Below are 20,394 nucleotides of genomic sequence, written 5' to 3'. Positions count from 1 at the left end.
ATGTTGGCCGAAAGCCGACTGTCCGGTAAACGTTTCGGGAAGATGAACGCGGGTGCCGCCCCGGGGAGTTGAACCACCGGGACGGCACCCTGACTGCAGGACCTGCGCCTTACGGGAAGGTGAGCTGCCAGCTGTTGATGTAACCCGTGTCGATCGCCGCGTTGTCCTGGACCCGCAACTGCCAGGTCCCGTCGGCGACTTCGGAGGAGGCGTTCACCGTGTACGTGGTGTTGAGGTCGTCCGCGCTCCCGCCGGTGCCGTACGCCTTCAGCGTGTACGCCGTGCCGTCGGGGGCGACCAACTGCACCTGAAGGTCACCGATGTAGGTGTGCACGATGTCCACCGCGACCGCGAGGTTCGACGGGGCGTTGCCCGTCCGCCCGGACACGGTGATCGACGACGTCACCGCGGCCCCGTTGTCCGGAATCGCTACGTCCGCCGCGTTCTCGAAGGACGTACCGCCGCCCCCGCCACCACCGTCGGAGCGCGCGCCGACCGCGACGCCGGCCCACGCGTCCTGCACCGCCTTGTACTCGGCGCTCGTGGCGCCGTACAGCTCACCGGTCGCGGCGAGGGTGCCGGTGCGGGCGCCCGAGTAGTTGGTGGTGGACGTGAACTTGGTGGTCAGCGCCCGGAACCAGATCTTCTCCGCCTTGTCGCGGCCGATGCCGGTGACCGGAAGGCCGTCCGCGGTGGGCGAGTCGTAGGTGACACCGTTGACGGTCTTGGTGCCGCTGCCCTCGCTCAGCAGGTAGAAGAAGTGGTTCGCGGGACCCGACGAGTAGTGCACGTCGATCGAGCCGATCCCCGAGTACCAGCTGTCCTTGGAGTCGCCGTCCTTGCTGGGCTTGTCCATGTACCGCAGCGGCGTGCCGTCGCCGTTGATGTTGATCTCCTCGCCGATGAGGTAGTCACCGACGTCGGAGGCGTTGTTGGCGTAGAACTCGACGGTCGAGCCGAAGATGTCGGAGGTCGCCTCGTTCAGACCGCCGGACTCACCGCTGTAGACCAGGCCCGCGGTGTTGGAGGTGAGCCCGTGGGTCATCTCGTGCGCGGCCACGTCGATCGACGTCAGCGGGTTGGCGTTGCCGGAGCCGTCGCCGTACGTCATGCAGAAGCAGCTGTCCGACCAGAAGGCGTTGACGTAGTTGTTGCCGTAGTGGACGCGGGAGTACGCGCCCACGCCGTCACCGCGGATACCGGAACGCCCGTGCACGTTCTTGTAGTAGTCCCAGGTCAGCGCGGCACCGTAGTGCGCGTCGGCGCCCGCGGACTCCAGGTTGGACGGGGTGCCGTTGCCCCAGATGTCGTCGGGGCCGGAGAAGAGGGTGCCGGTGCCGGAGGTGCCGCGGTTGAGGTTGTACGTCTTGTGGCTGCCGCGCGCGCTGTCGGTGAGGTTGTACGTCGAACCCGACTGCGTGGTGGTGAGGTCGACCGTGCCGGAGTACACCGTGTTGCCGGTGCCGGTCTCGATCGCCTCCCACTCGTACAGCTTCTCGCCGGTTCGCGCGTCCGTGACGACGTGCAGCTCCTGCGGGGTGCCGTCGTGCTGGAAGCCGCCCACGACCGTCTCGTACGCCACCGTCGGCGTGCCGTTCGCGGCCCAGATCACCTTGCGGGGCGCCCGGTTGACCTCGGGGCTCTTGGCGTCCTCGGCCTTCGCGGCGGCCAGCGCCTGCTGCTCGGCCTTGGTGGCGGGCACGGCGGCCGTCGTGGTCGCGGGCTTGATGGCGGCGCGGGTGGCCTTGACGACGGCCTCGGTCGCGCCGGACTTCGCGGTCTCGACGACGAGGTCGCCGCCGAGGACGGGCAGGCCGTCGTACGTCCGCTCATAGCGGGTGTGGACCGTGCCGTTGCCGTCCTTGAGGACATCGCGGACGACCAGCTTCTCCTTGGCGCCGAGGCCCAGGTCCTCGGCGGCCTCCGCCTTGCCGGCATCGGCCTCGCGGATCAACTGCGCACGCTGGGCGGGGGTGAGCTTGACGGACTCGGCGCCCGGTATGACCTTGCCCGCAGCCGACGGTGCCTTCTCCGGGGCGGCGGTCGCGGCGCCCGACTGGACGGCCGCGGCGATCAGGGCGGCGACGCCGACGAACACGACGGCGGCGGTGCGGGGAGTGGGTCTGTGGGGGGTGCGTCTGTCTGAGGAATTGCGTCTCAACACGGACTCCTTCTGGCAGGGGTGGGGGCAGTGCGCGGAACCACGTGCGGGAGCCGGTCGCCACAGTTGTGAGGTTGCTGTGACGTGGTGGTGGGAAGAGTGGCAGGTGAACGGAGGTCGTGTCAGGAGCGCGTCAAGAGATTGACTGGAAACCATCCGTTGTCCGGGAATGGTTGTTCGCTATGCGGACGCAGTGGTATGTCCTGAACCGGGCGTATCGCGCCAGCGCGAGTTGGGCCAGGGCGCAGAGGAGGATGGCGAGTGCGAGTCGGTCCACGGTTGACACGCCGGTGCCGGTTTGGACTTCGTCGATGATTCGGCCGAGCAGCCACGGGCCGGCGAGACCGGCCGCGGCTGCGAGTGAGTTCAGGGTGAGTACGGCGGCGAAGGCTCGGCGGTCGGCTCGGATGAGGCGGATGAACGCGCGGCGTACGGCTGTGGGGTTGGCTATGGGGAGGTGTGCGGCTACTGGGGAGGGGCCTGGGGTTGTCTGCCGGGTGCGGGTGCCTTGTGGCTTGTCGCGCAGTTCCCCGCGCCCCTGGGTGGGTTTGTGTGCCGTCACTTCAGGAGCTCCTCGGCGTCTGTGTCCCGGGCCACCAGAGCTCGGTATCCAGGGGCTTCGGCCAGTAGTTCCTGGTGGGTGCCCGTCGCTGCCACCTTGCCGTCGACCAGGTAGTACACCGTGTCCGCGCGGTCGAGGACCAGTGGGGACGTCGAGGTCACCACTGTCGTACGGCCGTCCCGCGCTTCGTGCAGTCGTTCCGCCACCCTGGCCTCGGTGTGGGCGTCCAGGGCGGACGTTGGTTCTATGGCCAGGAGGATCTCGGGGTCGGCCAGCAGTGCGCGGAGGAGGCGGATGCGTTGTCGTTGGCCGCCGGAGAGGTTGCGGCCCTGGGCGTCGATCGTTGAGTTGAGGCCGTCGGGGAGGGACTGGACGATGTCTTCGGCCACGGCGGTGTGGATCGCGCGGGTGATGTCGTCGTCGGCGGGAGTGCCTCGGCCGCTGATCAAGTCGCGCAGGGGGCCCGCGAACAGGTCGGCCTCGTGTTCGGCGACCAGGATGCGTTGCCGTATCTGGCGCAGGGGGATGTCGGACAGGGGGATGTCGCCCCAGGTCGCCGTCGAGGGGGCGTATCGGCCGAGACGGTCGATCACGGCGGCGGCGTCTGCTGGGCTGGCGGCGGCCAGGGCGGTCAGGTGGCCCGGTTGTATCCGCACCCCGGACTCGGGGTCGTGCAGTGCGGCGGGTTCCACGGGGGCAGGTCGGGTCCCGGTGTCCTCCATCGGCTCCAGGCGCAGGAATCGTACGACCCGCCTCGCCGCCACCACGCCCCGGCTGAGCTGATAGCCGCACTCGACGAGGAAGGCCACCGGGCCCACCAGGACGGCGACATAGCCGTACACCGACACCAACTCGCCCACGGTGATGTCCCCTTGGGCGGCGAGGCGGGCCGCGAGCCAGGTCACCACGCCGAGGAACACCGTCGGCAGGCCCATGCCGAGGGCCTGTACCCAGCTGGTGACCGCGCCGACCCGGTAGCCCTGCGCCAGGAGCCGCTGTGAGTCGCGGTGGAAGGCGTCGGCGAACAGGCCTTTTCCGCCGAGGCCGTTGAGAACGCGCAGTCCGCCCGCGAGGTCGCCGATCCGGGCCGTCAGGACGCCCTGCCGCTCGCGGTAGTCGGTCTCGGCGCCCTGCAGCCGCGCGAGCAGCGGGCCGACGAGGACGCCGAGCAACGGCATGCCGAGCAGCACCACCACCGCGATGGGCACCGACACCGACAAGAGCAGGGCGGCGACGACGAGATAGGACACGACGGCACCGACGCCGGGACCGACCACGGTCAGGGACTGGCTGATCGTGAGCACGTCGCCGACGCCGATCGTCACGACCTCCCCGGCGCCCGCCCGGCGTGACAGCGCGGCTCCCAGCCGGATCGCCTGTCCGACGACGACCTTGACCGTACGGAAGTTGGCGTCCATCCGCACGCGGGTCATCGTGCGGTGCCGCATGATGCTCAGCCAGGCGTTGAACGCCCCCACGGCGAACAGGGCGGCCGTCCAGCGTGCCAGCGCCGGGAAGTCGCCCGGCTCCAGACCCTCGTCGATCGCCCGGGACAGCAGATACGGCGCCGCTGCCAGCAGCACCATCCACGTGCTGCCCAGCAGCGCCCCGGCGAGCGAACGGCCCGGCTGCCGGGTCACCAGCCACCACAGGTAGCGCCCGCCGCCACGGCAGTCGGGCTGCCCCGGATCCTCGTACGCGTCGATCACATGGCCCCCGAAGACCTCAGCTGGTGGACGTCACGCCAGGCTGTCCCGCCAGGCCTGGTGCAGATCCGCGAACCGGCCCGTCCCCGCGATGAGTTCGCCGGGGCTGCCGTCCTCGACGATCCGGCCGTGCTCCATGACCAGGACCCGGTCGGCGATCTCGACGGTGGACAGCCGGTGGGCGATGACGACCGCCGTACGGCCGTGCAGGACCGTCGACATGGCGCGCTGCACGGCCCGTTCGCCCGGTACGTCCAGCGAGCTGGTCGCCTCGTCGAGGATCAGTACCGCCGGGTCGGCGAGCAACGCGCGGGCGAAGGCGACCAGTTGGCGCTGTCCGGCGGAGATACGGCCGCCGCGTTTGCGTACGTCGGTGTCGTAGCCGTCGGGCAGCGCGGCGATGAACTCGTGCGCGCCGATCGCCTTCGCGGCCCGTTCGATCTCCTCGTGGGTGGCGTCGGGGCGGCCGATCGCGATGTTCTCGGCGACCGTGCCGGAGAACAGGAACGCCTCCTGCGTCACCATGACCACCCCGCGCCGCAGTTCGGGCACGTCGAGGTCGCGCAGATCGACGCCGTCGAGCAGGATCCGCCCGGCGGAAGGGTCGTAGAACCGGGCGAGCAGCTTCGCCAGCGTCGACTTGCCCGCGCCGGTCGAGCCGACCACGGCGACCGTCTGCCCGGCGGGGATGGTGAGGTCGAAGCGGGGGAGGACCTCGCCGCCGGTGCGGTAACCGAAGCTGACCGCGTCGAAGACGACCTCGCGACCGGGGTGCTCGGTCTCGAGTGCCGGAAGCTGCCGGGGAGTCGACGGCTCGGGCACGGACGGCGTCTGGGCGAGCAGCCCGGCGATCTTCTCCAGCGAGGCGGCGGCCGACTGGTAGGAGTTGAGGAACATGCCGAGCCGGTCGATCGGGTCGTACAGCCGCCGCAGATAGAGCACGGCGGCGGCGAGCACGCCGAGGGCCAGCGTGCCGCCCGCCACCCGGTAGGCGCCCCACAGCACGATGCCCGCGACGGCAGCGTTCGCGACCAGCCGGGATCCGACGACATAGCGGGCCATCTCCAGCAGCGCGTCGCCGTTGATGCGCTCGTGCCGCGCGTTCAGGACGCGGAAGTCACGGTCGTTGACGGCCTCGCGGCGGAAGGCGCGCACCGGGCGGATGCCGTTCATCGTCTCCACGAACTTCACGATGACGGCCGCGATGGCGGTGGATCGGATCCGGTACACCCGTCCCGCGCGTCGCCGATAGATCCGTACGAGCAGATACAGCGGCACGAACGACGCCACGGCGACCGCGCCCAGGCCCAGATCCAGCCAGAGCAGCATCACCGAGATGTAGACGAAGGACAGCACGACGGTCACCAGCTCCTGAAGCCCCTCGTTGAGGAGCTCGCGCAGCGACTCGACGTCCGTCGTGGAACGGGAGATGAGCCGGCCCGAGGTGTACCGCTCGTGGAAGTCGATGCTCAGCGCCTGCGCATGCCGGAAGATCCGGCCGCGCAGGTCGAGCAGCACGTCCTGGTTGACGCGGGCGGAGGCGATGATGAACCAGTACTGCAGCCCGCCGGACGCCAGCGAGCACAGCAGATATCCGGCGCCCACGGCGATCAGCGGCCCGTAGTCGTCGGTGCGGATCGCCGGTACGGCGCTGTCGATGGCGTACGCCACCAGCAGCGGGCCCGCTTGCACGGCCGCCTGCTGGAGCAGCAGCAGGAACGTCGTGAGGGCGACCCTGGCCTTCATCGGGGCGAGGAGAGAACGCAGCAGTGCGGACGTCGCGCCCGGGGGAGTGGGCAGGACGTCGCGGTCGAAGGGGTCGCCGGGGCCCGGCTTCCGAGGGAGGTCCTGCTGATCGTCGTCGGCCGTGGGGACGGAGGTCGAGGGCGCGGTCACCGGTTGTCCTCCTCCTCTCCGAATGCTTCTCCGGACGCTTCTCCGGACATCAGATGGGCGTACTCCGCGTTCGTCCGCAGCAGTTCGTAGTGCGTGCCCACGGCGGTGATACGGCCGCCGGAGAGCAGGGCGACGCGGTCGGCCAGCAGCACGGTGGACGGGCGGTGCGCCACGATGAGCGCGGTCGTGTCGGCGAGCACCTCCCGCAGGGCTGCCTCGACGGCGGCCTCCGTATGCACGTCCAGGGCCGACAACGGGTCGTCCAGGACGAGGAACCTGGGGCTGCCGACGACGGCCCGCGCGAGCGCGAGGCGCTGCCGTTGTCCTCCGGAGAGGCTGAGGCCCTGCTCGCCGACCTGAGTGCCCGTGCCCTGGGGGAGGGCGTGCGCGAACTCGGCCTGCGCGACGGAGAGTGCGCGGTGCAGGTCCTCGGCGCCGGCCTCGTCCTCGGCGCCCATGAGGACGTTGTCCCCGACGCTCGCGGAGAAGAGGGTGGGCTCCTCGAAGGCGACGGCGACGAGGGCGCGCAGCGAGTCTCGGGGTATCTCGGTGATGTCGGTGCCGTCGAGTGTGATGCGGCCGGAGGTGATCTCGTGGAGGCGGGGGACGAGGGCGGTGAGGGTCGTCTTGCCGCTTCCGGTCGCTCCGACCAGGGCCATGGACTCGCCGGGGCGTATGTGGAGGTCTATGCGGTCGAGGGTGGGTGGGGAGTCGGCGGGGGCGTCCGGGTAGCGGAAGGTGACGGCGTGGAAGTGGATGCCGCCGTCCCGCCAAGCTGCGGGCATGCGTGCCGCCTGGGGCGGCACGGGTGGGCGCAGGCGGCGCCCCGTCAGCGCCGGGCCGCGCGACCCACCCACGGTCAGCCCCGACTCCGGCACCTCGTCCATCACCTCGAAGTATCGTTCCGTCGCCGTCGCCGCCTCCTGGCTCATCGCCAGCAGGAACCCGATCGACTCCACCGGCCACCGGATCGCAAGCGCCGTCGACAGAAACGCCACCAACGTCCCCGCGGACAGCGCCCCGTCGGCCACCTGTACGGCCCCCAGCACGAGCGCCGCTCCGATCGCCACCTCCGGGAGCGTCACGATGATGGCCCAGATGGCCGCCAGCAGACGAGCCTTCCGCAGCTCGGTCCCCCGGAGGGTGCGTGACAGTTCACGGAATGCTCGGGCCTGGCTCCGATGCCGCCCGAAGCCCTTGATGATCCGGATGCCGAGGACGCTCTCCTCGACGACGGTCGTCAGGTCGCCGACCTGGTCCTGCGCCCGCCGCGCTACCTCGGCGTAGCGCCGCTCGAAGATCACGCAGGTGATCAGTACGGGCACGGCGGGACCGAGTATGACCAGCCCCAGCGTCCAGTCCTGGACCAGCATGATGGCCACGCCGACCAGGATCGTCACCCCGTTGACCAGCAGGAACGTCAGCGGAAAGGCCAGGAACATGCGCAGCAGCATCAGGTCTGTGGTGCCCCGGGAGAGGAGCTGGCCGGACGCCCAGCGGTCGTGGAAGGCGACCGGCAGCCGCTGTAGATGCCGGTACAGATCCGCCCGCATCTCCGCCTCGACATGCGACAGCGGCCGTGCCACCAGCCACCGCCGCAGCCCGAACAGCAGCGCCTCCGCGAACCCGAGCAGCAGCAGATAGAGCGCCCCGAGCCAGACGCCCGCCGGATCCCGCTCGGCGACGGGCCCGTCCACCATCCATTTCAGGACGAGCGGAATCACCAGGCCCACGCACGAGGCGAGGACGGCGACGAACGCGGCGGTGAACAGCCGCACCCGGACGGGCCGCACATAGGGCCACAACCGCAACAGGGTTTTGACGGCGGAGCGTTCCTTGGTGGTGGCACGTGTCGTGGACATCAACAGCGAGCCTACGGACCGGCACTGACAACGCCCACCGAGTTTTGGCCGGACCGGGATCGGCCGCTGGTCCTACGACCTGCGCGTTCGGCACGCCGAACCGACGGGGCCCGGATGGTCGTACCCCCGCATCAACCGATCGGCCGATGCGGCTTCGAGCGCGACGGCCGATGTGGCGGACCCCGCCCCGCCGGGACCCTCGATGCATGCCAGCCACATCTGTCATCGAAGTCAGCGGACTGCGAAAGTCCTACGGCGGCCGGGCCGTCGTCGACGGTGTCTCCTTCACCGTCGGGGAGGGCGAGATCTTCGGGATTCTCGGCCCGAACGGCGCCGGCAAGACCACCACTGTCGAGTGTGTCGAGGGCCTGCGGGTCCCCGACGCGGGCCGCGTCCGGGTCGCCGGGCTCGATCCGGTCGCCGACCACGACAAGGTCACCCGCGTCCTGGGCGCCCAGCTCCAGGAGAGCGAACTCCAGGCGAAGCTCACCGTGCGCGAGGCACTGGAGCTGTACGCCGCCTTCTATCCGAACCCGGCCGACTGGCGCCCGCTCGCCGAACGCCTCGGCCTCACCGACAAGTTGACCACCCGGTTCGCCCGCCTCAGCGGCGGCCAGAAACAGCGCCTGTTCATCGCGCTGGCCCTGATCGGCACCCCCCGCATCGTCGTCCTCGACGAGCTGACCACCGGCCTCGACCCGCGTGCCCGCCGGGACACCTGGCAGCTCATCGAGGAGGTCCGGGACAGCGGGGTCACCGTCCTGCTCGTCACCCACTTCATGGAGGAGGCGCAGCGGCTGTGTGACCGGATCGCCGTGATCGACCAGGGGCGGATCGCCGCGCTGGACACCCCGGCCGGGCTGATCCGCCGCTCCGCCGGCGCCACGGTGATCACCTTCACGCCGTCCGCGCCGCTGGACGAACAGGAGTTGAGCGCCCTGCCCGCGCTCGCCTCCGTCGAGCACAAGGAGGGCCGGATCACCCTATCCGGCAGCGACGAGACGGTCAACGCCGTGATCACGCTGCTCGCCCGCCACCGCATCACCGCCCACCAACTGCGCGTCAGCGACGCCACGCTGGACGACGCCTTCCTGGACCTCACAAAGACCACGACGAAGTCCACGACGGAGACCACGACGGAGGCCACACCATGAACACCGCCGTACTGCGCACCGAGGCCCGGCTGCTCTCACGCGAACCCGGCAGCCTCTTCTGGATCGCGATCTTCCCGCCCCTGCTGGTGGCCATCCTGGGCGCCGTCCCGGCGTTCCGCGAGACCCAGGACGAGCTCGGCGGCCTGCGCATCGTCGACACCTACGTCCCCGTGGCCGTGCTGGCCGGCATGATCGTGGCCGGCGTGCAGTCGATGCCGGTCGGCCTCACCGGCTACCGGGAGCAGGGCATCCTGCGCCGGATGTCCACCACGCCGGTCAAACCGTCGGCGCTGCTGTCGGCGCAGATGCTGGTACACGCCCTGGCGGCCGTGCTCTCGGCGCTGCTCGCGCTGGCCATCGGCCGGTTCGCCTATGACGTACGACTGCCCGAGCAGCCGTACGGCTATCTGCTCGCGCTTGTGCTCGCCGTCCTCGTCTCGCTAGCCCTCGGGTCGGTGATCTCGGCCGTGTCCCGGACGGTGAAGATCGCGGGCGCTGTCGGGACGGTGGTGTTCTTCCCGATGCTGTTCTGTGCGGGGGTGTGGCTGCCGGTGCAGGCCATGCCCGACGTCATGGCGGACGTCGTCGGGTTCACGCCGTTCGGCGCCGCCGCGCAGGCTCTGGGCGAGGCCATGGTGGGCGACTGGCCCGGCTGGACCCACCTGGGCGTGATGGCGGCGTGGACGGTGGTGCTGTCGTTGTCGGCGGCGCGCTGGTTCCGGTGGGAGTAGGCGGCCCGCCGTGCAGACTGGAGGCATGACCGCGGCGGACACGGACCTCGAGCGGCGCTGGCAGCTGGTTCGCACCAAGGGGCCGTACGCGCTGCTCGCGGTCGGCACGCTGCTGTCGGTCGCCACCGCCGAACTGATGCCGAGCACGGCGGAGCGGAACGCGGTCGCGGTGCTGGTCGCCGCGGGTTTCGCACTCCAGCTGTGGTGGGGCCGGGCGAGCCGCACCCGCCCGGGCCCGTCCAACGCCGGCATCGTGTACTACGTCGTGCGCTGGGCGATCAGCTTCGCGCTCACCTGGCTGAATCCGTTCTTCGCGTTCTACGCGGTCACCGGCTACTTCGACGCCGACGAGCTGATGCCCGGGCGCTACCTCCGGTGGATCGGGCCGTTCGCCTGCTCGATCGCCGTCTCGGGCTCGCAGGCCGGCGGGATGCCGTTCCACGACCCGGTGCAGTGGGCCGTGTTCGCCGGGCTCCTGGTGGTCAACAACGTGATCCTGACGGTGGTCGGCCATCTCACGACCCAATCGGAGGAACGCTCCCGCGCCCGCGCCGAGACCATCGCCGAACTCGAACGCACCAACGCCGCGTTGCAGCAGGCCCTCGACGAGAACGCCGCCCTCCACGCCCAACTCCTCGTCCAGGCACGGGAAGCGGGCGTCGCCGATGAACGCAGGCGTCTCGCCGCCGAGATCCACGACACCCTCGCCCAGGGCCTGACCGGCATCATCGCCCAGCTCCAGGTCGTCGCGAACGCCGGCGACCTGGAGACCGCCCGCACCCATCTCCAGCGCGCCTCGGACCTGGCCCGCCACAGCCTCGGCGAGGCCCGCCGCTCCGTGCACAACCTCGCCCCCGTCGCGCTGGAGAACGACGGCCTGCCGCAGGCCCTGAAGACCACGGTCGCCGAATGGGGCGAACGGACCGGAATCCGGGCCGAGTTCACCGTCACCGGCACCGCGGAACACCTCCACGACGAGGTCTCGGCGACCCTGCTGAGGATCGCCCAGGAGGCCCTGTCCAACGCCTCCCGCCACGCGCACGCCACCCGTCTCGGCGTGACCCTGAGCTTCATGGGCGACGAGGTGGTCCTCGACATCCGCGACGACGGCCGCGGCTTCGACCCCCTCGCCGCCCGCGCACGCACCCGCACCGGCGGCTTCGGCCTCGACGGCATGCGCGCCCGCGCCGAACGCATCGCCGGGGCGCTCACCGTCGAGTCCGAGCCAGGGCACGGCACGGCGCTGTCCGCTCGCGTACCGTTGGTACGCCATGACCAGTGACATCTCGGTGCTGATCGTCGACGACCATCCCGTCGTACGCGACGGTCTGCGCGGCATGTTCGAGTCGGCCCCCGGCTTCACGGTCCTCGGCGAGGCCTCGGGCGGCGTCGAGGCCGTCGAGAAGGCCGCCGCCCTGGACCCGGACGTGATCCTGATGGACCTGCGGATGCCGGGCGGCGCGGGAGTCGACGCCATCCGCGAGCTGACCCGCCGGTCCGCCCGCGCGAAGGTGCTCGTCCTCACCACGTACGACACCGACTCCGACACCCTCCCCGCGATCGAGGCGGGCGCCACCGGCTACCTCCTGAAGGACGCGCCCCGCGACGAGCTGTTCACCGCGGTCCGCGCGGCGGCGGAAGGCCGTACGGTCCTCTCCCCGGCCGTGGCTTCCCGCCTGGTCTCCGCGGTCCGTACTCCTGGGGCTCCCGGCAACGAACCCCTCTCCGCCCGCGAGCGCGAGGTCCTGGCCCTCGTCGCCAAGGGCACCTCCAACCGAGAGATCGCCCGCGTCCTCTTCATCAGCGAGGCCACCGTCAAGACCCACCTCACCCACCTCTACGCCAAGTTGGGGGTCAAGGACCGGGCGGCGGCGGTGGCGGTGGCGTACGACCGGGGAATCCTGGGTTGATCAGGAGGCGGGGTACGGCAGCAGACTGTCCGCGATCTTCTCCCAGGCGGCCTTGAGCTCGGCCAGCAACTCCGGCCGGTCCGGGGCGAGATCGGCCTGTTCGCGGGCGTCGGCGGCCAGGTTGTAGAGGTGGTCGGCCTTGGCGTCGTCCTGGTAGTACTTCCAGTCCCCGCGCCTGAGCGCCCGGTTGGCCCGCACCCGCCAGAACAGCTCCCGCTCCGGCAGCTCCTCGCCCCGCAGCAGATACCCGGCGAGGCTCTTGCCGTCCAGCGGATACGCCGGGTCGGGCCGGGCGCCGCCCAGCTCCAGCAGGGTCGCCGTCCAGTCGGGGGAGAAGTTCGGCTCGTGGCTGACCTGGTTGCCGTCGATCCGGGCGGGCCAGCGCAGGATCGCCGGCACCCGGATGCCGCCCTCCAGGAGCACGAACTTCTCACCGCTGAGCGGCCAGTTGTAGGAATAGCGCTCGCCGCCGTTGTCGCTGGCGAACAGCACCAGCGTGTTCTCCTCCTGCCCGGAGCGGCGCAAGGCTGTGAGGACCTCGCCGACGGCGGCGTCCAGGCTCTCCACCATCTGCGTGTACTTCTCCACCGAGCCGCCGTCGTAGTGGTTGAGCGCCCTGCTGACCTCGGCCTGGGTCTTCGCCGCCCGGATCTTCGCCGCGATCTCCGCACCCGTCTCCGCGTCATCCTCCGCGAGCCACGGCCAGTGCGGGGTGGTGAAGTTGAGGTTCAGCAGCCACGGGGTGTCGTGGTCGCGGCCGACGTACTCCACGGCCTGCTCGGTCAGGACCTCCGTGTAATAGCGCAGGTCCTTGTACTCGGCGTCGCCCTCGTAGAGGTCGTACGTACCGAGCTGGCCGAGCTTCGAGAAGTACTCCAGCACACCGCCGAAGTTGCCGAAGAACTCGTCCCAGCCCGACTTGGTGGGGCTGTGGTCCGGCAGCCAGCCGCAGTGCCACTTGCCGATCAGGGCGGTGGCGTAGCCCGCCTTCTTCAGCAGGGAGGCCAGGGTGGGATGGTCCGGCTCCAGCCCCTGGGCCTTGTCCGCGATGGGCTCGGCGAGGCCTCCCGGCGTACGGCCCGGGTAGCGACCGGTGTACAGGCTGAACCGCGTCGGGGAGCAGGTCGCGGACCCGGAGTAGGCGTCGGTGAATCGCACTCCCTGCCGGGCCAGCCGGTCCAGGTTGGGCGTCTTGATGTGCGGCGCCCCGTACGACGACAGATCGGCCCAGCCGAGGTCGTCGCCGAGGATGACCAGGATGTTGGGGCGCTGGCCGGTGGAGGCGGCGGATCGGGCCTTGAACGGGCGTTCGGCGGAGGCGGCCTCGGCTGCGCCGGCCGTTCCGGCGACGGCGGTCACGGCACCGCCGCCGACGAGACCACCGAAGGCGCGACGGGATATCTCAGGCATGCGATCGAGTTGATCAGCGGGCGCGCTCCCATGGCCAGGAATCCGGCGCTGATTTCATGGGCTTGAAACGTTGCCTCAGCCGACCACCCGCAGCAACAGCACCGCCCGCGCCGGCACCGTGATCGCCGCCCCAGCCCGATGCTCCACGCCCGGCGCCTCCCCCTGCTCCTCCCGCGACGTGTCGACGACCACCTCGTACCGCTCCGCCCACGGCGGCCCCGGCAGGACGAAGCTCACCGGGCGGTCACCGGCGTGGAGCACGGCGAGGAAGCTGTCGTCGACGATCGGCGCACCCCGCTCGTCCCGGCCTGGGATGTCCCGCCCGGAGAGGTACATGCCCAGCGACGCGGCGGGCGCGTACCAGTCCCGTTCCGTCATCTCCGTGCCGCGGGCGGTGAACCAGGCCAGGTCGCGCAGCCCGTCCGCCGAGTGCGCCCGCCCGGAGAAGAAGGCCCGCCGCCGGAGCACCGGATGCCGGTGCCGCAGGTCGATCAGGCGGGCGGTGAGGTCGAACAGTGCCCGCCACCCCGGCTCCTCAAGCAGCCCCCAGTCGAGCCAGCTGATCTCGTTGTCCTGGCAGTACGCGTTGTTGTTGCCCCGCTGCGTCCGCCCCAGCTCGTCGCCCGCGACCAGCATCGGCACCCCCGTGGACAGCAACAGCGTCGTCAGCAGGTTCCGCAACTGGCGCCGCCTGAGCGCCCGTACGCGCTCCTCGTCCGTCTCTCCCTCGGTGCCGCAGTTCCACGCGCGGTTGTCGTCCGTGCCGTCCCGGTTGCCCTCGCCGTTGGCCTCGTTGTGCTTGCGCTCGTACGACACCAGGTCGCGCAGGGTGAAACCGTCGTGCGCGGTGATGAAGTTGACCGAGGCGTAGGGGCGCCGCCCGCCCCACGCGTACAGGTCGCTGGACCCCGACAGCCGGTACCCCAGATCCCGTACGTCCGGCAGCGCGCCCCGCCAGAAGTCCCGAACGGCGTTGCGGTACCGGTCGTTCCACTCCGTCCACAGGGGCGGAAAGGCGCCCACCTGGTAGCCGCCCGATCCGACGTCCCACGGCTCGGCGATCAGCTTCACCCGCCGCAGCACCGGGTCCTGGGCGATGACGGCAAGGAACGGGGAGAGCATGTCGACGTCGTGCATGGAGCGGGCCAGCGCCGCCGCCAGGTCGAAGCGGAAGCCGTCGACGCCCATCTCGGTCACCCAGTACCGCAGGGAGTCGGTGATCAGGCGCAGCACGTGCGGCTGGACCACGTGCAGGGTGTTGCCGCAGCCCGTGTAGTCCGCGTACCGGCGCGCGTCGTCCTGCAGCCGGTAGTAGCCCCGGTTGTCGATGCCCTTCAACGACAGCATCGGGCCCAGTTCGCCCGCCTCCGCCGTGTGGTTGTAGACCACGTCGAGGATGACCTCGATCCCGGCCGAGTGCAGCGCCCGCACCATCCGCTTGAACTCGCCGACCTGCTGACCGGCCGTGCCCGTCGCCGCGTACGCCGCGTGCGGGGCGAAGTAGCCGATGGAGTTGTAGCCCCAGTAGTTCTTCAGGCCGCGGCGCAGCAGATGGTCCTCGTGCGCGAACTGGTGCACCGGCAGCAGCTCGACGGCCGTGACGCCGAGCTTGACCAGGTGCTCGACGGCGGCCGGGTGCGCCAGACCGGCGTACGTGCCCCGCAGTTCCTCGGGGATCCCCGGGTGCAGCTTGGTGAATCCCCGTACATGCAGCTCATAGATGACCGAGTCCGCCCAGGGCGTCTTCGGCCGCCGGTCGTCCGCCCAGTCGTCGTCGTCCTGGACGACGACGCCCTTCGGGACGTACGGCGCCGAGTCCCGGTCGTCGCGCACGGTGTCCGCCACCTGCTGCTGCGGCCAGTCACGCACATGGCCGTACACCTCGGGCGGCAGACTGAAGTCGCCGTCCACCGCGCGGGCGTACGGGTCGAGGAGCAGCTTGGCGGGGTTCCAGCGGCCGCCGGTCCACGGGTCCCAGCGGCCGTGCACGCGATAGCCGTAGCGCTGACCGGGCAGCACGCCGGGTACGAAGCCGTGCCAGATCTCGTGCGTCAGCTCGGTCAGCCGGACCCGGGTCTCCTTGCCCTCCGGCCCGAACAGGCACAGCTCGACCGCCTCGGCCCCGCCCGCCCACAGCGCGAAGTTGGTGCCGGCCACCCCGTCAGGACCGGTCCGGAACCGGGCCCCCAGCGGCATCGGCGCACCCGGCCACACCGGCGCACCCGGCGGCACCGCCCGCCGCGCACCGTTCACGACGGCACGCTCGGTCACGGCTTCCTGTTCGGCAGCGCGCCCCTCGGCCACCGCCTCCTGCTCGGCTGCGCTGGACACGTGACAGCCTCCCACGGCTCGCGGAACGACCAGCGAGAAGAGCGTGCAGCGACAATCTTTCTCGGCTCCCTGTCGCTGCTGGGGCTCCCCGTCGTGTCGTCCTCCCCACTCTTCTGCCCAGAGCTTGGGTCGCACTCACGTTTCCCGGGAGCGGGCCCTGTCGTTGGGGTCGTTGTGAGGCACGTACATGGGCGCGCGCGGCGCGCGGGGGCCGCGCTGGCCGCCGTACTGACATGGGCAGGACTGCTGGCCGGGGCCGCCGGATGCACGTCGGACGACGGCTCGGGCGGGGCCGGCGTCGACGCGGTGTTCGGCAAGGCCCGGGCACCGGAGGACGTCATCCGCGTCTCGCCGGACGACGGCAGCAGGGGCGTGAAACCCGAGACGAGACTGCGGGTACGGGTGCCCAGCGGGCGCCTGGAATCGGTGCGGGTCGTCAAGTCCCAGGACGCACAGCAGACCCCCGTCTCCGGGCACATCTCCGAGGACGGCCTGCGCTGGGAGCCCGACGACGAGAAGCTCGCGCTGGCCGCCGAGTACACCGTCGACGCGGTGGCACTGGACGGCCGGGGACGGCGCTCGGCACGGCACACGACCTTCACCACGTACGTCCCCGAGGAGCGGTTCATCGGGTACGTCGCCCCGGAGAACCGCTCCACCGTCGGCACCGGAATCATCGTCTCCATCGAGTTCAACCGGGAGATCGCCGACCGCGCCGCCGTCGAACGCGCCGTCCACGTCAGCGCGAAGCCCGCCGTCGACATCCGCCCGCACTGGTTCGGCAACGGCCGCCTCGACTTCCGCCCCGAGCACTACTGGAAACCCGGCACCCAGGTCACCGTCGCCCTGCGCTTCCGCGACATCGAAGGCGCACCCGGTGTCTACGGCCTCCAGTACAAGACGTTCTCCTTCACCGTCGGCCGCAGCCAGGTCTCCTTGGTCGACGCCCGCGCGCACACCATGGACGTACGCCGGGACGGCGAGCTGCTCGCGACCGTGCCGATCACCGCCGGCGCCCCCAAGCACACGACGTACAACGGCAAGATGGTGGTCACCGAGATGCTCGACCTGACCCGGATGAACGGCGCCACGGTCGGCTTCAAGAAGGCCAACGGCAAGGGCGAGTACGACATCCCGGACGTCCCGCACGCCATGCGCCTCACCGACTCCGGCACCTTCCTGCACGGCAACTACTGGGCCCCGGACACCGTCTTCGGCCGGACCAACGTCAGCCACGGCTGTGTCGGCCTGCGCGATGTGAAGGGCGGCGGCTCGGACACCCCGGCCGGCTGGTTCTTCGACCGCAGCCTCGTCGGGGACGTCGTCGAGGTCATCCACAGCAATGACAAAAAGGTCGCTCCCGACAACGGCCTCGGAGGGTGGAATATGGGCTGGAAGGCGTGGAAGGCGGGCAGTGCGGTGAAGTAGCGGGAGCAGGGGGTGGGTTGGCCGACATTCTGTTGAAGTTCGGTACGGAACAGTGACAATCATGAGGCGACCATGCCGCTGGCCTTGTGGTTAATATGCGCCGAGCGCGTGGGACGCGCCGGGGAGCGGGCCCGACCAGGCCCGGCAAGGGTCCGGTGGACGGGCCCGGCGAGGGGAGAAAGAACTTGAACGTGCGACCGATATCGGGGGCGTCGGTTGACGCGCGGGGGCGAGGCAAGAAGGCGGCGGCCCTGATATGTGGGCTGCTTCTCGCCGTCACCGCGTGCGGCGGGGGAGGCTCGGACTCGACGTCCGGACCCGGCAAGGGCGAGGACTCCACCCAGGCCGAGAGCAAGCAGTCGCAGGCCGTCGTGACGATAGCCCCGAAGGACGGCGCCAAGTCGGTCGACACCAACGGCGCCCTCAAGGTCAGCGCCGCCAAGGGCCAGTTGACCGAGGTCCAGGTCAAGGACGCCAAGGGCACCGAGATACCCGGGAAGATCACCGCCGGCGGGGCGAGCTGGACGCCGTCCACCCATCTCGCCGCGTCCACCACGTACAAGGTCCATGCGGTCGCCGAGGACTCCAAGGGCCGCGAGGCCGCCGAGGACGCCAGCTTCACCACCCTGACGCCGCAGAACACGTTCATCGGTGAGTTCACCCCCGAGGACGGCTCCAAGGTCGGCGTGGGAATGCCGTTCTCGATCCGCTTCACCCGGGGCATCACCGCGCCCGAGGACGTCGAGAAGGCCATCAAGATCAAGACCGAGCCCGCCGTCGACGTCGAGGGCCACTGGTTCGGCAACGACCGCCTCGACTTCCGCCCCGAGAAATACTGGAAGCCGGGCACGAAGGTCACCGTCGACCTCAACCTCGACGGCGTGGAGGGCCGCGACGGCGTCTACGGCGAGCAGGCCAAGACCGTCTCCTTCACCATCGGCCGCAGCCAGATCTCGGTCGTCGACGTCAAGAAGCGCACCATGCAGGTCAAGCGGGACGGCAAGGTCATCAGGACGATCCCCGTCACCACCGGCAAGCCCGGCTACGACACCTGGAACGGCCAGATGGTCATCACCGAGCAGCTCACGGTGACTCGTATGAACGGCGAAACGGTCGGCTACGGCGGCGAGTACGACATCAAGGACGTCCCGCACGCCCAGCGCCTCACCACCTCCGGCACCTTCATCCACGGCAACTACTGGGGCGGCGGCGCCTTCGGCAACTACAACGCCAGCCACGGCTGCATCGGCCTGCGCGACGTCCGCGGCGGCTACGACAGCGGCGTCCCGGCCGCCTGGTTCTTCAACAACTCGATGATCGGCGACGTGGTGGTGGTGAAGAACTCCAACGACAGGATCGTGGACCCGGACAACGGGTTGAACGGCTGGAACATGTCGTGGGAGAAGTGGATCTCTTGACCGACGCGAGGTGACGCGCCCCGCAAGGGGCGCGGGGAACTGCGCGACCAGCCACGACGAACCCGCACTGTGACGACGGCATTAGCCACCGTTAACCTGCGGAGCATGACCGTGAATCTCGAAGTCGCCGAAGGCGTCGGCACACTCCGTCTCGACCGTCCTCCGATGAACGCGCTGGACGTCGCCACCCAGGACCGCCTCAAGGAACTCGCCGAAGAGGCCACCCGGCGCGAGGATGTGCGCGCTGTGGTGATCTACGGCGGCGAGAAGGTGTTCGCAGCCGGCGCGGACATCAAAGAGATGCAGGCCATGGACCACACCGCGATGATCCTGCGGGCCCGCGCCCTGCAGGACTCCTTCACCGCCGTGGCCCGCATCCCCAAGCCGGTCGTAGCCGCCGTCACCGGCTATGCCCTTGGCGGAGGTTGCGAGTTGGCGCTCTGCGCGGACTTCCGCATCGCCGGGGAGAACGCCAAACTGGGCCAGCCGGAGATCCTGCTCGGTCTCATCCCCGGCGCCGGCGGCACCCAGCGCCTGGCCCGGCTGATCGGCCCGTCCAAGGCGAAGGACCTGATCTTCACGGGCCGCCAGGTCAAGGCGGACGAGGCGCTGGGGCTGGGCCTGGTGGACCGGGTCGTCCCCGCCGCCGAGGTGTACGAGGCGGCGCACACCTGGGCCGCGAAGCTGGCGCAGGGCCCGGCGATCGCCCTGCGCGCGGCGAAGGAGTCCATCGACACGGGCCTGGAGACGGACATCGAGACCGGCCTGGCGGTGGAACGGAACTGGTTCGCGGGCCTGTTCGCCACCGAGGACCGCGAGCGCGGCATGCGCAGCTTCGTCGAGGAGGGTCCGGGGAAGGCGAAGTTCTTGTAAATCTCTCCCCCAAAGTCCCCGCAGGGCCTTGCAATTGACGCGGTGTCTGATCCGGGTCCCTCGATGGGGCGGTTTATGGGAGCCTTAAGGCAACCTTAAGCCTGTCTCGTCGAGGGAGTCCGTCGATTGCCCCCAACCGAGCCTTCGTCGCAGTTCAGCGGGGCTGCAACCGACCCCGAACTGCCCCTGGCATATGCCGATTCGCCGGTACGGAATGGTGGATTCCGGGGGGCGTATTCCGCAGAGACGCCCCCGGAGGGCGTTCGGGGCGGCCATGATGGGGGCATGGCGGGGCTGGAGGGTATCGAACAGCCGCGGGGACACGGCCGTGCGACCGCGGCGCGCTGGTCGCCGGCGGCCGAGGACGAACACGCGCTCAAGGTACTGGAGTTGTTCGGCAACCCGACGGAGTCGGAGGTGCCGCTGCCGTCCCGCCCCGAGTCCGCCGCCACCGCACGCAGACTGACCCAGGTCGTCGTCCTGCGTCAGTGGGGACTCACCCCCAAGATGACGGAGGACGCGGTCTTACTCGTGTCGGAACTCGTCGGCAATGCCGTACGGCACACCGGCGCCCGCGTCTTCGGACTGCGCCTGCGCCGCCGCCGGGGCTGGATCCGCGTCGAGGTCCGCGACCCCTCCAGGGGGCTGCCCTGCCTCATGCCGGTCCAGGAGATGGATGTGAGCGGACGGGGACTGTTCCTCGTCGACAAGCTCTCCGACCGGTGGGGCGTGGATCTGCTGCCGCGCGGGAAGACCACGTGGTTCGAGATGCGGGTCGCCGACAGATGACCACGCCGTTTACCTGACCTTGACCGCGCCTTGACCTCACCGCCAACCGGATCAATCGCGCGTTTTCGGACATAGCGCCTCTTAAATGGTGCGGGTGACCACCACCGACCGACGGGCGGCGCTACGTGCCGGAGCCGGCCTCGTTGCTGCCGCGGGCGGGCGC

Annotated in this window: 14 protein-coding genes; 8 read left to right on the top strand and 6 right to left on the bottom strand. The window is 70.3% G+C overall.

Features of this window, described 5'->3' with window-relative positions:
- Window positions 1-109 precede the first annotated feature (109 nt).
- The 4 genes from ACTWQO_RS45190 to ACTWQO_RS45175 form a co-directional block, all read right to left on the bottom strand.
- The gene (locus ACTWQO_RS45190; protein ID WP_443243223.1) at window positions 110-2,161 is read right to left on the bottom strand and encodes a M4 family metallopeptidase; all 2,052 of its coding nucleotides are present in this window, start codon (window positions 2,159-2,161) and stop codon (window positions 110-112) included.
- 558 nt (window positions 2,162-2,719) lie between these two features.
- Window positions 2,720-4,432 (bottom strand): ABC transporter ATP-binding protein, encoded by a 1,713-nt coding sequence (locus ACTWQO_RS45185; RefSeq protein WP_443243222.1) that lies wholly within the window; start codon window positions 4,430-4,432, stop codon window positions 2,720-2,722.
- 30 nt (window positions 4,433-4,462) lie between these two features.
- Window positions 4,463-6,325, bottom strand: a complete 1,863-nt coding sequence (locus ACTWQO_RS45180) for an ABC transporter ATP-binding protein (protein WP_443243221.1) — start codon at window positions 6,323-6,325, stop codon at window positions 4,463-4,465.
- Window positions 6,322-8,187 carry an ABC transporter ATP-binding protein gene (locus ACTWQO_RS45175; protein WP_443243220.1) on the bottom strand — a complete coding sequence of 622 codons (1,866 nt, stop codon included), beginning with the start codon at window positions 8,185-8,187 and terminating at the stop codon, window positions 6,322-6,324. Before ACTWQO_RS45175 ends, ACTWQO_RS45180 begins: the two co-directional genes overlap by 4 nt.
- 206 nt (window positions 8,188-8,393) lie before the next feature.
- Here ACTWQO_RS45175 and ACTWQO_RS45170 point away from each other — a divergent pair, with 206 nt between their 5' ends.
- Genes ACTWQO_RS45170 through ACTWQO_RS45155 form a run of 4 tightly spaced genes read left to right on the top strand, consistent with a single transcriptional unit; the run spans window position 8,394 to window position 11,982 of the window.
- Entirely contained in the window at window positions 8,394-9,341 is a 948-nt protein-coding gene (locus tag ACTWQO_RS45170; RefSeq protein WP_443243219.1) for an ABC transporter ATP-binding protein, read from the top strand.
- Complete coding sequence (locus ACTWQO_RS45165) at window positions 9,338-10,072, top strand: ABC transporter permease (protein WP_443243218.1); 735 nt, start codon at window positions 9,338-9,340, stop codon at window positions 10,070-10,072. The genes ACTWQO_RS45170 and ACTWQO_RS45165 overlap by 4 nt, the downstream gene beginning before the upstream one ends.
- Before the next feature lie 25 nt (window positions 10,073-10,097).
- Window positions 10,098-11,354, top strand: coding sequence for a sensor histidine kinase (locus ACTWQO_RS45160; protein WP_443243217.1), 1,257 nt, complete (start codon window positions 10,098-10,100; stop codon window positions 11,352-11,354).
- Window positions 11,344-11,982: a response regulator gene (locus ACTWQO_RS45155; RefSeq protein ID WP_443243216.1), complete on the top strand. Its 639-nt coding sequence runs from the start codon at window positions 11,344-11,346 to the stop codon at window positions 11,980-11,982. The genes ACTWQO_RS45160 and ACTWQO_RS45155 overlap by 11 nt, the downstream gene beginning before the upstream one ends.
- Here ACTWQO_RS45155 and ACTWQO_RS45150 read toward each other — a convergent pair whose 3' ends face one another.
- Window positions 11,983-13,392 (bottom strand): sulfatase family protein, encoded by a 1,410-nt coding sequence (locus ACTWQO_RS45150; RefSeq protein WP_443243215.1) that lies wholly within the window; start codon window positions 13,390-13,392, stop codon window positions 11,983-11,985.
- Window positions 13,393-13,467: 75 nt separating this feature from the next.
- Entirely contained in the window at window positions 13,468-15,723 is a 2,256-nt protein-coding gene (gene glgX, locus ACTWQO_RS45145; RefSeq protein ID WP_443243214.1) for a glycogen debranching protein GlgX, read from the bottom strand.
- Between the two features lie 174 nt (window positions 15,724-15,897).
- On the opposite strand from glgX, the gene ACTWQO_RS45140 reads away from it, so the two are divergent.
- The 4 genes from ACTWQO_RS45140 (at window position 15,898) to ACTWQO_RS45125 (ending at window position 20,231) form a co-directional block, all read left to right on the top strand.
- Window positions 15,898-17,151 (top strand): Ig-like domain-containing protein, encoded by a 1,254-nt coding sequence (locus ACTWQO_RS45140; protein WP_443243213.1) that lies wholly within the window; start codon window positions 15,898-15,900, stop codon window positions 17,149-17,151.
- Window positions 17,152-17,336: 185 nt separating this feature from the next.
- Window positions 17,337-18,569 carry a L,D-transpeptidase gene (locus ACTWQO_RS45135; RefSeq protein WP_443243212.1) on the top strand — a complete coding sequence of 411 codons (1,233 nt, stop codon included), beginning with the start codon at window positions 17,337-17,339 and terminating at the stop codon, window positions 18,567-18,569.
- 105 nt (window positions 18,570-18,674) lie between these two features.
- Window positions 18,675-19,442: an enoyl-CoA hydratase/isomerase family protein gene (locus ACTWQO_RS45130; RefSeq protein WP_443243211.1), complete on the top strand. Its 768-nt coding sequence runs from the start codon at window positions 18,675-18,677 to the stop codon at window positions 19,440-19,442.
- A gap of 285 nt (window positions 19,443-19,727) precedes the next feature.
- The gene (locus ACTWQO_RS45125) at window positions 19,728-20,231 is read left to right on the top strand and encodes an ATP-binding protein (protein ID WP_362944079.1); all 504 of its coding nucleotides are present in this window, start codon (window positions 19,728-19,730) and stop codon (window positions 20,229-20,231) included.
- Window positions 20,232-20,394 lie beyond the last annotated feature (163 nt).

Origin of the sequence: Streptomyces sp. 4N124 (assembly GCF_052245395.1) — a bacterium.
In the GTDB taxonomy this organism is placed as follows: domain Bacteria; phylum Actinomycetota; class Actinomycetes; order Streptomycetales; family Streptomycetaceae; genus Streptomyces.
This window is presented reverse-complemented; position numbering and strand designations above follow the sequence as displayed.